Annotated in this window: 10 protein-coding genes; 4 read left to right on the top strand and 6 right to left on the bottom strand. The window is 64.1% G+C overall.

The features are described 5' to 3' along the window. The first annotated feature begins 1 nt into the window (after position 1). Together tatB and tatC are read left to right on the top strand one after the other, a co-directional pair. Entirely contained in the window at positions 2-517 is a 516-nt protein-coding gene (tatB, locus tag PSUB009319_RS15795; protein ID WP_124383180.1) for a Sec-independent protein translocase protein TatB, read from the top strand. Positions 518-578: 61 nt separating this feature from the next. Then, the gene (tatC, locus tag PSUB009319_RS15790; RefSeq protein ID WP_124383179.1) at positions 579-1,382 is read left to right on the top strand and encodes a twin-arginine translocase subunit TatC; all 804 of its coding nucleotides are present in this window, start codon (positions 579-581) and stop codon (positions 1,380-1,382) included. A 66-nt stretch (positions 1,383-1,448) separates the two neighbouring features. Here tatC and PSUB009319_RS15785 read toward each other — a convergent pair whose 3' ends face one another. The 5 genes from PSUB009319_RS15785 to PSUB009319_RS15765 all read right to left on the bottom strand — a co-directional run bounded on the left by PSUB009319_RS15785 (position 1,449) and on the right by PSUB009319_RS15765 (position 7,881). Further along, positions 1,449-2,534, bottom strand: coding sequence for an ABC transporter ATP-binding protein (locus tag PSUB009319_RS15785; protein ID WP_124383178.1), 1,086 nt, complete (start codon positions 2,532-2,534; stop codon positions 1,449-1,451). After that, positions 2,527-4,338: an iron ABC transporter permease gene (locus PSUB009319_RS15780; RefSeq protein WP_124383177.1), complete on the bottom strand. Its 1,812-nt coding sequence runs from the start codon at positions 4,336-4,338 to the stop codon at positions 2,527-2,529. The genes PSUB009319_RS15785 and PSUB009319_RS15780 overlap by 8 nt, the downstream gene beginning before the upstream one ends. Before the next feature lie 87 nt (positions 4,339-4,425). Beyond that, positions 4,426-5,544, bottom strand: coding sequence for an ABC transporter substrate-binding protein (locus tag PSUB009319_RS15775; protein ID WP_124383176.1), 1,119 nt, complete (start codon positions 5,542-5,544; stop codon positions 4,426-4,428). A gap of 124 nt (positions 5,545-5,668) precedes the next feature. After that, a complete protein-coding gene (locus tag PSUB009319_RS15770) occupies positions 5,669-7,183 on the bottom strand; it encodes a sensor histidine kinase (RefSeq protein WP_124383175.1) in 1,515 nt (504 codons plus the stop codon). Continuing rightward, on the bottom strand, positions 7,180-7,881 hold the full coding sequence (locus PSUB009319_RS15765; protein WP_124383174.1) for a response regulator: 702 nt from the start codon (positions 7,879-7,881) through the stop codon (positions 7,180-7,182). Before PSUB009319_RS15765 ends, PSUB009319_RS15770 begins: the two co-directional genes overlap by 4 nt. A 107-nt stretch (positions 7,882-7,988) precedes the next feature. Between PSUB009319_RS15765 and PSUB009319_RS15760 the strand changes: the two genes are divergently transcribed. Together PSUB009319_RS15760 and PSUB009319_RS15755 are read left to right on the top strand one after the other, a co-directional pair. Continuing rightward, positions 7,989-9,131: an ABC transporter substrate-binding protein gene (locus PSUB009319_RS15760; RefSeq protein ID WP_124383173.1), complete on the top strand. Its 1,143-nt coding sequence runs from the start codon at positions 7,989-7,991 to the stop codon at positions 9,129-9,131. Positions 9,132-9,464: 333 nt separating this feature from the next. Further along, positions 9,465-10,577 carry a porin gene (locus tag PSUB009319_RS15755; protein WP_124383172.1) on the top strand — a complete coding sequence of 371 codons (1,113 nt, stop codon included), beginning with the start codon at positions 9,465-9,467 and terminating at the stop codon, positions 10,575-10,577. Positions 10,578-11,024: 447 nt separating this feature from the next. On the opposite strand, the gene PSUB009319_RS15750 is transcribed toward PSUB009319_RS15755, so the two are convergent. Then, the gene (locus tag PSUB009319_RS15750; RefSeq protein ID WP_124383171.1) at positions 11,025-12,236 is read right to left on the bottom strand and encodes a Do family serine endopeptidase; all 1,212 of its coding nucleotides are present in this window, start codon (positions 12,234-12,236) and stop codon (positions 11,025-11,027) included. Between the last annotated feature and the right edge of the window lie 6 nt (positions 12,237-12,242).

Genomic DNA, 12,242 nt, shown 5'->3' with positions numbered 1-12,242 from the left:
GATGATCGATCTCGGCATTTCCAAGCTGGCGCTGATTGGCATGGTGGCGCTTGTCGTCATCGGGCCGGAGCGCTTGCCTAAAGTGGCGCGTACGGCCGGCGCCTTGCTCGGCCGCGCGCAGCGCTACATCGCGGATGTGAAGGCCGAGGTGAGCCGCGAAATCGAGCTTGAGGAGCTGCGCAAGATGCGCACTGACTTCGAGCAGGCCGCGCGCAATGTCGAGCAGACCATCCATCAGGAGGTCAGCAAGCACACGACCGAGATCAATGAGCGCCTGAACGAGGCACTCGGCGATCCGTCGCAGCAGGCGGCGACCTCCGCGCCCGACTGGCGCCCCGCGCCGGGCAAGTCGCGCAACGGCCGCAACAGCTGGCGCAACAAGCAGCTCTCGATGCCCAAGTGGTACCGCCAGAAGCAGGGCGTGCGCATGTGGGCGCAATCGGGCGCGGCGCGCGTCAAGCGTCATCGTCCGCCCATCGTTGCCGCACAGTCGCGTGCGCGCTCCTTCTTCGAATGATCTTTCGGGCGCGAGCCGTCTCTGCGGTGTCGCGTCCTGACTCTCCCTTTTCCCACCCGACATGAGTGCCGCTCCGCTCGATCCGCAAGAGTCGCCCGAGGACGGCGCGCAGGAAACCTTCATCTCGCACCTGGTTGAGTTGCGCGAGCGCATCGTCAAGGCGGGCGCGGGCGTGCTGCTGGTGTTTCTTGGCCTGGTGTACTGGGCGCCGGATATCTTCAATCTGTTCTCGCGGCCGCTGATTCAGGCATTGCCCAAGAACGGCCACATGATCGTGACGGATGTCACCGGCTCGTTCTTTGTGCCGATGAAGGTGACGCTGCTGGCCGCCTTCCTGATCGCATTGCCATGGGTGCTGTATCAAATCTGGCGCTTCGTGGCGCCGGGGCTGTACACGCACGAGAAGCGGATGATCATGCCGCTGGTGGTGAGCACCTATGTGCTGTTTCTGTGCGGCGTGGCGTTTGCGTACTTCCTGGTCTTCCCGACAGTGTTCAAGGTGATGGCGCACTACAACGCGCCATTGGGTGCCGAGATGTCGACCGATATCGACAAGTACCTGAGCTTTGCGATGACCACGTTCCTGGCGTTCGGCATCACCTTTGAGGTGCCGGTGGTGGTGATGGTGCTGGTGCGCTTTGGCATCGTGAGCCTGGACAAGCTGCGCCAAGCGCGACCGTACGTGGTGGTGGGCGCGTTCATCATTGCGGCCGTGGTGACGCCGCCGGACGTGATGTCGCAGTTGCTGCTGGCGGTGCCGCTGTGGCTGCTGTACGAGTTGGGGCTGATCCTGGCGGCGATCTTCTTGCGCAAGACGGTCGCGCCCGATGCAGACCCCGAGCATCTGCCGGTGGTCAAGGACTGACGCGGATCGCCCCAAAAGAAAAGGCAGCCGAGGCTGCCTTTTTCTTTTGTTGCCGTTGAAACCCGCTTACGCTGCATATAGCCAGAACTGCTCGCGCGGGAAGGTCAGCGCGTACTTGCCGTCGCTCGGGGCGCTGGCGGAGTAGGCGCGCAGACCTGTGCCGGTCGCGCCGCTGTCGCCGGTGGCCCGGAACAGGCATTCCCAACGGTCGCCCAGGTACATGCGCGTGGCCAGCGGCAGGTGGATGGTGTTGTCGGCGTTGTCCACGCCCACGCGCACCTGTTCCAGACGGATCACGCCGTGCGCCGATGCACCGGGCTTCAGATCACCACGTGCCATCCCCCACAGCGACCAGCCGCCAGCTTCGTCCACCAAGCGGGCCATGCCGTCACGCACTTCGGCGATTTTGCCGTTGATGCGATTGTTGCTGCCCATGAACTCAGCGGTAAAGAGCGTTTCGGGTGCGCCGTACATCTGCTCGGGCGTGCCTTGCTGTTCGATCACACCGTTGTTCAGCAGCAGGATGCGGTCGGACATCGCCATCGCTTCGCTCTGGTCGTGCGTGACCATCAGCGCGGACAGCCCCAGGCGCACGATCAGCTCGCGCAGGAAGGCGCGAGCTTCTTCACGCAGCTTGGCGTCGAGGTTCGAGAGCGGCTCGTCGAGCAGGATCACGGGCGGGTTGTAGACCAGCGCACGGGCGATTGCCACGCGCTGCTGCTGGCCGCCGGAGAGCTGGCTCGGGAAGCGCTCGCCCAAGTGGCCAAGGCCCAGTTGCTGGAGCACGGCCTGTACGCGTTCCTTGATCTGCGCAGACGGCGTCTTGCGCAGCTTGAGCGGGTAGGCGACGTTCTCGGCCACGGTCTTGTGCGGCCACAGCGCGTACGACTGGAACACCAGCCCCAGGTTGCGTCCTTCAGCCGGTACGTCGAGCTTCCTGGCGCCGTCGAACATGACGCGATCGCCGATCGTGACGGTGCCGCGGCTGGCTTGTTCGAGGCCGGCGACAGCGCGCAGCAGCGTGGTCTTGCCCGAACCCGACGGGCCCAGCAGCGAGACGACCTCGCCCTTGTGCAACTGCATCGAGACACCCTTGAGGACCGGGTTGTTGCCGTATTGCAGGTGCAGGTCGTTGACGGTGAGTTCAATCATGGAGCTTCACTCCGAAACGCAGTGCGATGCCGAGGCCCACGGCCACCAGCATGATATTGACGAAGGACAGGGCGGCAACGATATCGATGGCGCCGCCAGCCCACAGGGAAACCAGCATCGAGCCGATCGTCTCGGTGCCCGGCGAGAGCAGGTACACACCGGTCGAGTACTCGCGCTCGAAAATCAGGAAGATCAGCAGCCACGCGCCGAGAAGGCCGTAGCGTGTGAGCGGCACGGTCACGTCGCGCGTGGTGCGGGCACGGCTGGCGCCCACGGAGCGTGCAGCCTCTTCCAGCTCAGGGCCGACTTGCAGCAGCGCGGCCGAGATCAAGCGCAGCCCGTAGGCCAGCCACACCACCGTGTACGCGATCCACACGCTGAAGATCGTGCTGCGCAAGTCGCGCAGGCTCGGCACGACGTGCTCGATGATCCAATTGGCGAAGGGCAGGCCGCTGTCGGTCAGGCCAGTCTCGACCCAGTTAGGTACGAACAGGAACACCCACAGGAAAGCCAGACCGGCCAGCAGGCCAGGAATGGCGCGGGGTACCAGCACGCTGTAATCGAGAAAGCGTGTCCAGCCATCCGGCTTGCGGTGCATGGCCAGGCCGATGCACGTGTAGCAGCCCACCGCCAGCGCGCCGCCGATCACGCCGATCAGGACCGTGTTGACCATCGCACGCAGGAACTGCGGCTGCTCGAAGATCTGCTGGAACGCCGTGGTCGAAAACGCCTCCACCAGCGACACGCCTTCACCCCAGTTCGACACGAAGGCGCGCAGTGCGATACCCGAGAGCGGCACCACCACTGTCACGAAGAACCAGAACACCACGACCGCCCAGGCAGGCCAGCGCCACTTGCCCAGCGGCAGCGGACGGCTGCGCGTGACCTTGCCCTTGACGGTGACAAAGCGGTTGGCCGATTTCAGCATGTAGCGCTGCAGCAGCACCAGCGGGAACGTCACCATCACCAGACAGACCGCCACGGCCGCCATCAGGTGATACGCCGGCGTGCCGAGCTTGTTGGTCAGCTTGTACAGATACGTCGCCAGCACCAGATGGCCTTCCGGATCGCCCAGCACGAGCACCAGACCGAACACTTCGAAGCCCAGGAATGTCACCAGTACGGCCGCGTACAGCAGCGCAGGGCGCACCATCGGCAGGCTCACGTTCAACGCCACCGACAGCGGCGAAGCCCCCGCGATACGCGCGGCTTCTTCCACGTCCGATCCGAGGCTGCGCAGCGCCGACGAGACATACAGATACACGTGCGGCACGTGTGTGAGGCCCGCAATGATGATGATGCTCGTGAACGAATACACGTTCCACGGTGCACCACCGAACAGGCTCTTGAACCACACCGTATAGAAGCCCACCGGGCCAGCCGACACCACATAGCCGAATGCCAGCACCATCGGCGAGACGAACACCGGGATCATCAGCAGCGGTTCGAGAAGGCGGCGGCCGGGCAGGTCCGAGCGCACCATCAGGAACGCGAGGATGCCACCCAGCGGCACCGAGATCGCCGCCAGGCCGAACGCCAGTGCGGCCGACTTTTCAAAAGCGTGCCAGAAATCCGAATCCGTAAAGATGAAGCGATACGCATCCAGCCCCGCCAGCGCGTCGGGCATGAAGAACGGCGCGGACAGAAAGCTCTGGTAGAAGATCAGCGCCAGCGGCGTGAAAATCGCCAGCGCGGTAAGCAGAATGACCACGCCGCGCGGCAAAGCCTGTCCCACACGCGTCCAGGGCGAGCGCTTGAGAGAGACTTCCGAAGCGGCGGCACGGTCTTGCGCTAGAGAACGCATGGTGCCTCCAAGGGGGCCGGCGCCAGATACGGATGGCGCCGGCAGGTCGGTCAGATGAGAAGAATCGTGATTCCGCGCGTCAGCAGATCAACGACCGGCGGCGGTGCGCCATTGCTTGATGAAGTCCAGGCGCTTCTTTGGCTCCAGGAACACCAGGATCGATTCGTCCACCGGAATCGGCTTGATGGAGTTGCCGAGAATCTTCTTCAGGCCAGCGGCGGTGGCTTCGCCCGTCACGTCGTCACGCAGCGAGTGCAGGTCCGACTTGTTGGCGAGGATGTCCTGGCCGCGCTTGGACAGGATGTAATCCAGCCACAGCTTGGCCGCGTTCGGGTTCTTCGCCTTCTTGGCGATCATCGCCACGCGCGAGACGACCAGCGTGTAGTCCTTCGGATAGACGATGCCGATCGACGGATCCTTCTTGGCGCGCGCAATCGCATACGAACCGAGGATGTTGTACGCCACCAGGTTTTCGCCCGAGGCCACGCGTTCCATCATCGTGCCGGTGGACGACTGCAGCACCAGGTTCGGGCCGACCGCCTTGATGAAGTCAAAGTATTGCGGCGAATCCTGATTGTCCTGCGCGGCCATCATGAAGCCCACGGCGGACTTCTCGATGTCATACGTCGTGACCTTGCTCTTGAAGCGCTCGGGTTGGCTGGCGACCAGCTTGGCGAAATCGGCGTGCGTTTGCGGCACTTCTGAATCCTTGACCAGGCGCTTGTTGTACAGGAACACGGCCGGCTCGTACGTCGTGCCATAAGCCAAGCCCTTGTAGATGGACCACTTCGGCAGGTTCGGCACCTCGGGCGAGTCGTACTTCATCGCGTAGGTCTGCGCGAGCTTGAGTTGCGAGTCCATCGACGAGTTCCACATCATGTCAGCCGAGGCGCCGCCGGCGGCCTGTTCGCTGATGAAGCGGTTGTACAGCTCGCTGCTGTTCATGTCGTTGTACTCGACCTTCACGCCGGGGTAGAGCGACTCGAAATCCTTGATCAGCGGATCCGCGGCCTTGGTGTCGGTCGTGGCGTAGACCACCACCTTGCCTTCCTTCTTGGCGGCGGCGACGGTGTCGGCGTAGCTGGCGGGGTAGCCGGCCGGGACTTGTGCGAAGGCGGCGGCGCTGAGGGTCAGGGCGGCAGCTGCAATTGAAGCGATCGCAGCGTGCGCGGGCACGAACTTGGGCGTAAAGCGGCCACGAAGCATGGTTTGTCTCCTGTTTGCTTGTGATGGTGTGGGGCCGGCTACTTATGGCTTGTTGCGTGTAGCTTGGACGGATGGCCCCAGGTGCGGCGGATTATAGAAATCGCGCGCTTTCGCCATGCTTTCATTACGGCTGCTGCATTGCAGCATGATCCGTGGCGGCTGTTGCGGCGGCCAGCGGCACGCGAATTCGCGCCGACAAACCGACACCACCGTGCTCGTTCGGCTCGCCATCGGCCAGCTCGATGTGCCCGCCACTACGCGCTGCATAGGCGCGGGCGATGGCCAGGCCCAGGCCGGAACCTTCAGCGGCATAGCGTGCGTCCTTGGGTTTGCCCGAGCGACTCCCGCCTTCGTGCGCACGGCGAAAACGCTGGAAAGCATGCGCACGCTCGTCGGCGTTCATGCCGGGGCCGGTGTCGTCTACGCAGACGAGCGCCGCATTGCCGTCCGCGGTCGCCCGCACGGTAATGCGTCCGCCGGCCGGCGTGTAGCGGATGGCGTTATGCACGAGGTTGGAGAGTGCCTCGCGCAGGAAAGCCGGATAGCCGATGACGGGCAGCGCCATGCCGAGGCCGCCGTCATCCCAGCCGAGGTCTTGCTGTTTTTCGCGTGCCAGCGGCAGCGCATCGACGACCACGTCGCGCGCCAGATCGCCGAGGTCGAAGGCTTCGGCCGGCGCATCCTGCCCCGCATGGCGCGCACGGGCGAGCGCGAGCAATTGCGTGGTCAGCCGGTTGGTCGACTGCAGGCGCGCGATGATGGCGGACAGGCTTTCACGCACGCGCGCCGGGTCGGTTTCGCGCAACGCATATTCGGCTTGCGTGAGCAGCACCGCCAGCGGCGTGCGCAGTTGGTGTGACGCATCGGCCAGGAACTGGCTTTGCGCTTCCGCGAGTTCCGCATACCGATGGATGTGGTGGTTGATCGCGTCGACCAGCGGGCGGACTTCGGCAGGTACGTCGGCGGCATCGAGTGCGCGCAGGTCATCTGACGCGCGCACGCCGATGCTGCGTGCCAGGCGATTGAGCGGCCGCAGCGCGACGGTCACGCCCAGCCACAGCAGCGCGGCACTCACCGCCACCAGCGCCGCATCGCGCAGCAGCGTGCCGCGCCAGACGGCCTGTTGCAGCGCGCGCCGCGTTTCGATGGTTTCCGCCACCTGAATGACGATGCGCGCTGGCAGCCCAGGCTGATACAGCGGTTTGGCCACGGCGGCCACGCGTACGGGTTCGTCGTGGTACGTCGCGTCGTAGAAGAGCGGGGTGTCGTTCTCCAACTGCGTGATGGGCAGGGGCAGATCATCGTAGCCGGTGAGTGCAGCTTCAGGCGCTTTGCCTGGCAGGGGCTCGAAAGCGACGCGGTAATAGACGTTGCTCTGCGCGGTCGATTCGAACATCGACAGCGCCACATATGGCACGTTGACCTGTACCTGCCCGCGCTCGATCGTCACGCCGTTTTCGATGGCGCGCACCGAGCCGAGCAGGGCGCGGTCGTACGCGCGGTCGGTTGCGCCGCGCAACGCCTGGTACGCGGAAACGATGTCGATGGCCAGCACACCCACCAGCCCCGGCAGCAGCAACCAAAGCAGCGTGAGTTTCAGGCTGCGCGGCAGCCGAAGCTGGGCGAAGCGCTGCATCATGGGCTGCTGTCGCCGGTGGGGACCGCCTCACCGGCGCCGGCTTCGAGCATGTAGCCCAGCCCGCGCACGGTGACGATCTGTACACCCGTGCCCGCCAGCTTCTTGCGCAGGCGATGCACGACCACCTCCACCGCATCGGGGCTCGAGTCGCTGTCGAGATTAAAGACCTTGTCGAACAGATGCACCTTGCTGATCGGCTGGCCGGTCTTGTGCAGCAGCGCCGACAGCGCAGCGTGCTCGCGCGGTGTGAGCGACAGTGGTTCGCCCGAGAGCAGGAACGCCTTGCGCCCGGTATCGAACTCCAGCGGCCCGCAACGCAGGCGCGGGAACGCCCGGCCGCGGCTGCGCCGGATCAGCGCCATCAGCCGCGCTTCCAGCTCGGACAGCGCGAATGGCTTGGTGAGGAAGTCATCCGCGCCGGCGTTCAGGCCGCGCACGCGCTCATCCAGCGCACCTTGCGCCGTGAGGATCAGCACCGGCGTGCGGTCGTCACGCGCGCGCATGTCGGCCAGCACGGCAAAGCCGTCCTTGCGCGGCAGGCGCAAGTCCAGCACCACCGCGTCAAACTCTCCGGAGCCGAGGAAAGCTTCCGCGATGACGCCATCAGCGGCGCGCTCAATCACGAAGCCGCTCTGCGCCAGCGCGCGCGCCAGCCACGCGGCCAATTCGTCCTCGTCCTCCACCAGCAAGATCCGCATCGGGTGTCTCTCAATATCGTTCTGACTACTTTTTCATGATAATGCGTGGCGCCCGCATCCCGATCACACCGTCCACCTGATGCGGCTCCAGATGCGCTTTAACCGGCATGTCGTCCATTCCCAATTCCCGTCGCCGCTGGCTTTGTCAGACCGCCGCATTGCTGGCTGCAAACGGCGCCGTTTCGCGTAGGGCGCACGCGCAGTGGCTGGCCCGTCCGGCGCCGGAACTGCCGTCGTACTACCCGCGCGACTACGACGCAATGATCGACGCCGCCCGCCGCGAAGGTCGCGTCACGGTCTATTCGACGACAGATTTCTCCTCCGCATACCCGCTCATCCGCGCCTTCGAGACCCGCTATCCCGGCATCACCGTCGACTACCGCGAGCAGAACAGCGACGACATTTACCGCCGCTTCCTCGCTGAACTTGCCGCCAGATCGCCCGGCGCCGATGTGGTCTGGAGCTCGGCCATGCCCGAGCAGTTCAAGCTCGTGAACGACGGCCACGCGCTCCCATATGCTTCCCCCGAGCGCCCGTACTTGCCGTCATGGGCCATCTGGAAGAACGAGGCGTACGGCACGAGCTACGAACCCGTTGTCTTTGTCTACAACACGCGCCAATTGCCGCCGGAGCTGATTCCCTCCACGCACGCCGATTTCGCCCGCATCCTGAACGGCCACCGTGACCTGCTGCGCGGCCGCGTCGCCTCGTACGACATCGAGCACTCCGGCTCCGCGTTCCTCTTTGCCGCCGAAGACGCGCGCACCACGCCCGTGTTCTGGGAGGTTGCCAAGGCATTGGGCGGCGTCAACGTCAATCTGTACATCACCACGGCCGCAATGCTCGAGCGCGTCGCTTCCGGCGAAAGTCTGCTCGCCTACGACGTGATCGGCTCATACGCCGCACGCTACGCCGATCGCAATCCGGCACTCGCCATCAAAATGCCGACCGACTACACGCTGGTCGCGACGCGTGTCGCCTTTATCGCCCGCCGTGCCGCTCGTCCGAACGCGGCACGCCTGTGGCTCGACTTCATGCTCTCGCGCGATGGTCAGACTGTGATGGCGGACCGCGCGTTTCTGTTCTCGCTGCGCCAGGATGTTGAGACAGGGCTCACCGCCAAGCGCCTGCTCGCCGAGCTTGGCAACACGCATCGCCCCATTCCCGTCGGCCCGGGTTTACTCGCCCATCAAGATCAGCTCCGCCGTGCCGATTTCCTAAAGCGATGGCACGCCGCACTCGGTCGATAAAAAGAGGATAATGGCGCACTTATCGCCGTAACGTGGCGCAAAGGCGACAATTCAGAACGGCCCCGCGGCTGCCAAATTTGTTGCGCGGAAGAGGGCGACAATCGCCCGCCAACCCCCGTGCCACCGCGTAAAAAGCGGGTCGCGCCCCCCTTTCCACGGGGCTTGGCGCGTGTTGCCCATGAGCAACAACTTGGCCGCAAATCGCGGCCCAGAGCCAGAAAGGGTTTCCGGAATCCGTCAACGCTGGCCCATAATGCGGTCAGACGTGAGGTATCTGCGTCGTCCATAAGGACAGTCAAGATTTCCCAATCAGTTGACAAGGAAAGTGTCGATATGAAGATGAAACTGTTTGCAGCTGCTGTTGCAGCTCTGGCCGCCAGTGGCGCCTATGCACAATCCTCCGTGACCCTGTACGGCGTGGTCGACGCTGGTCTGACCTACGCAAACAAGGTACCGGGCGCCACCGCTGGCACCAGCGGCTCGCGTTTTGGTCTGGATTCGGGCGGCCTGTCGGGCTCGCGTTGGGGCCTGCGTGGCGTTGAAGACCTGGGCGGTGGCCTGAAGGGTATCTTCAACCTGGAAAGCGGCTTCAACCTGGACACCGGCACGTCGGCTCAAGGTGGCCGTCTGTTCGGTCGTAACGCTTACGTTGGTCTGCAAGGCCAGTGGGGTCAACTGACCCTGGGTCGCCAGCAAAACCTGCTGTACGACTTCTCGCTGGTCTATGACCCGATGGCAATCGCCACGCGTTACTCGCTGGCCTCGCAAGACCAGTTCTTCGCTGGCCGTGCTGACAACGCCGTCAAGTACATCGGCACGTTCGGTGGCCTGAGCGTCTCCGGTCTGTACGCGTTCAACTACAACGGCAACGAAGTGGCTGGCAGCAGCAAGACCGGCCGCGAGTGGAGCCTGGGTGCTAACTACGCTGGCGGCCCGCTGGGTATCGGCGCAGTGTACGACCAGACCAACTCGACGACCGTTGGTAGCGACAACAAGGAACAACGCGCCACGATCGCTGGCACGTACGCCTTCGGCCCGGCCAAGCTGTACGCTGGCTACCGTTGGTACAAGGCTAACTACGCAACTGTTGCTGGCAACGGCAACCTGCGTTCGAACCTGTACTGGGCTGGCCTGGGTTACCAAGCTACCCCGGCTCTGTCGCTGACGGGTACGGCTTACTACCAACAGTTCAAGAACAGCAACGCGGGCAACCCGTGGCTGTTCGTGGTCGGCACCGACTACGCTCTGTCGAAGCGCACCGACGCCTACTTCAACCTGGCCTATGCTAAGAACAGCAGCGGCTCGGGCCTGGGCGTGCTGGGTCTGAACGCTAGCGATTCGTACGCTGGTACGACCCTGTCGAGCGGTAGCAACGTGTACTCGAGCCCGGCTGCTGGCAATGCCAACCAGTTCGGCGCTACCGTCGGCCTGCGTCACAAGTTCTAATTTGACGCGCTCGTAAGAGCGCATCGAATTAAACGGTTAAACGCCGATCCCGAAAGGGGTCGGCGTTTTTCTTTGTGCGGGCGATTTGCAACGCTCCTGTGTGGCGGAGGCCGCGCCCAAGGAGGGGGGGGCTCAGCTAACGCTAGTCAGCTATCTGCGGGTGCTTCGGCTGCGCGCAAAGCGGTGGCCAAGCATCGCGCTGGCGTCATGCTTGTCGCGGTTGCTCTGAGCCTGAGCCAAGGCGCGCCGCATGGCTCGTGCAGGGCGCGACAAGCGCAGCTTATATCGATAGAGCGCAGTTTCTGGTGCGCCGCGGATTGCGCTTTGTGCGGAGGGGCGGCATCAAGGTGGGTCCTGCGCGTTAATGCACCGGTTTAATCCCCGTGCGAGCGCGCAAAAAAACGGCGGCACATCTGGCCGCCGTTTCTGTGTTCCGAAACTTACCACTTACTGTTCTTCGTCGTCCTGCGAGGGCATCGGTACGTTGCGACGTGTTGGCGGCGGGCGTTTGCCGACGACGATAGTCAACTCCACCGCCTTGCCCTTACGCGACACCGTCGCCTTGGCTTCCGCGCCCGGCCGCAGTTGCGCGATGCTGTTGAGCAGCGCCGTCGTATCCAGGATCGCTTCACCGTTGACGCTGGTAAGGATGTCCCCCGGGCGCAGGCCAGCCTTGTCCGCCGGGCCACCTTGAACCACAGCGGCAATCAGCGCGCCATCCTTGCGTGACAGGCCGAACGACTCGGCAATTTCTGGCGTTACATCCTGCGGTTCGACGCCGATCCAGCCACGGACCACGCTGCCGGTCGAGATGATCGATTCCATCACCTGCTTGGCCAGCGACACCGGAATCGCGAAACCGATGCCCAGCGAGCCGCCCGAGCGTGAGTAGATTGCCGTGTTGATGCCAAGCAGGTTGCCGTCGGCGTCGACCAGCGCGCCGCCCGAGTTGCCAGGGTTGATCGCAGCGTCGGTCTGGATGAAGTTCTCGAAAGTGTTGATGCCCAGGTGGCTGCGGCCGAGGGCCGAAACGATGCCCATCGTTACCGTCTGGCCTACGCCGAACGGGTTGCCGATGGCTAGTACCACGTCGCCGACGCGCACATTTTCCAGCCGGCCCAGCGTGATGGCGGGCAGTTTCGGCAGATTGATCTTGAGGACGGCCAGGTCGGTTTCCGGGTCTGAGCCGACCACCTTGGCGTTGGCCTTGCGCCCGTCGTTCAGGGCGACTTCGATCTCGTCAGCGCCGTCCACCACGTGATGGTTCGTTAGAATGTAGCCTTCCGGGCTGACGATCACGCCCGAACCCAGGCTGGCCGTGGGTTCCTGGCGCTGCTCAGGGGCGCGGTCGCCGAAAAAGAAGCGGAACCACGGGTCCGAACTGGCCTGCGGACTGTTGCTGCGCTTCGGCGCATTCTTGCTGCTGAAGATATTGACCACCGCGGGCATCGCTACCTTGGCGGCGTCCGCGTACGAGTTGCTGGAAGTGCCGCCATGGCCGATCGGCGCGACTTCCTTGAGCGCGACGATAGGCGAGCCGGATTGCACTGCCACCTTGCCGCGCTGCAGCCAATCGGGCTTGAGCGTGGCGATCACAAACCAGACGGCCAGGACGACCGTGACGGCTTGCGCAAAAAACAGCCAAAAGCGGCGCAACATAGGGCG

The organism is Ralstonia sp. SET104 (assembly GCF_003851545.1).
In the GTDB taxonomy this organism is placed as follows: domain Bacteria; phylum Pseudomonadota; class Gammaproteobacteria; order Burkholderiales; family Burkholderiaceae; genus Ralstonia.
Note: the sequence above shows the minus strand (reverse complement) of the source record. Positions and strands in the feature narration are given on the sequence as shown.

Coding starts and splice junctions, on each gene's coding strand:
- tatB (WP_124383180.1), top strand. CDS start 2: ATGATCGATCTCGGCATTTCCAAGCTGGCGCTGATTGGCATGGTGGCG.
- tatC (WP_124383179.1), top strand. CDS start 579: ATGAGTGCCGCTCCGCTCGATCCGCAAGAGTCGCCCGAGGACGGCGCG.
- PSUB009319_RS15785 (WP_124383178.1), bottom strand. CDS start 2,534: ATGATTGAACTCACCGTCAACGACCTGCACCTGCAATACGGCAACAAC.
- PSUB009319_RS15780 (WP_124383177.1), bottom strand. CDS start 4,338: ATGCGTTCTCTAGCGCAAGACCGTGCCGCCGCTTCGGAAGTCTCTCTC.
- PSUB009319_RS15775 (WP_124383176.1), bottom strand. CDS start 5,544: ATGCTTCGTGGCCGCTTTACGCCCAAGTTCGTGCCCGCGCACGCTGCG.
- PSUB009319_RS15770 (WP_124383175.1), bottom strand. CDS start 7,183: ATGATGCAGCGCTTCGCCCAGCTTCGGCTGCCGCGCAGCCTGAAACTC.
- PSUB009319_RS15765 (WP_124383174.1), bottom strand. CDS start 7,881: ATGCGGATCTTGCTGGTGGAGGACGAGGACGAATTGGCCGCGTGGCTG.
- PSUB009319_RS15760 (WP_124383173.1), top strand. CDS start 7,989: ATGTCGTCCATTCCCAATTCCCGTCGCCGCTGGCTTTGTCAGACCGCC.
- PSUB009319_RS15755 (WP_124383172.1), top strand. CDS start 9,465: ATGAAGATGAAACTGTTTGCAGCTGCTGTTGCAGCTCTGGCCGCCAGT.
- PSUB009319_RS15750 (WP_124383171.1), bottom strand. CDS start 12,236: ATGTTGCGCCGCTTTTGGCTGTTTTTTGCGCAAGCCGTCACGGTCGTC.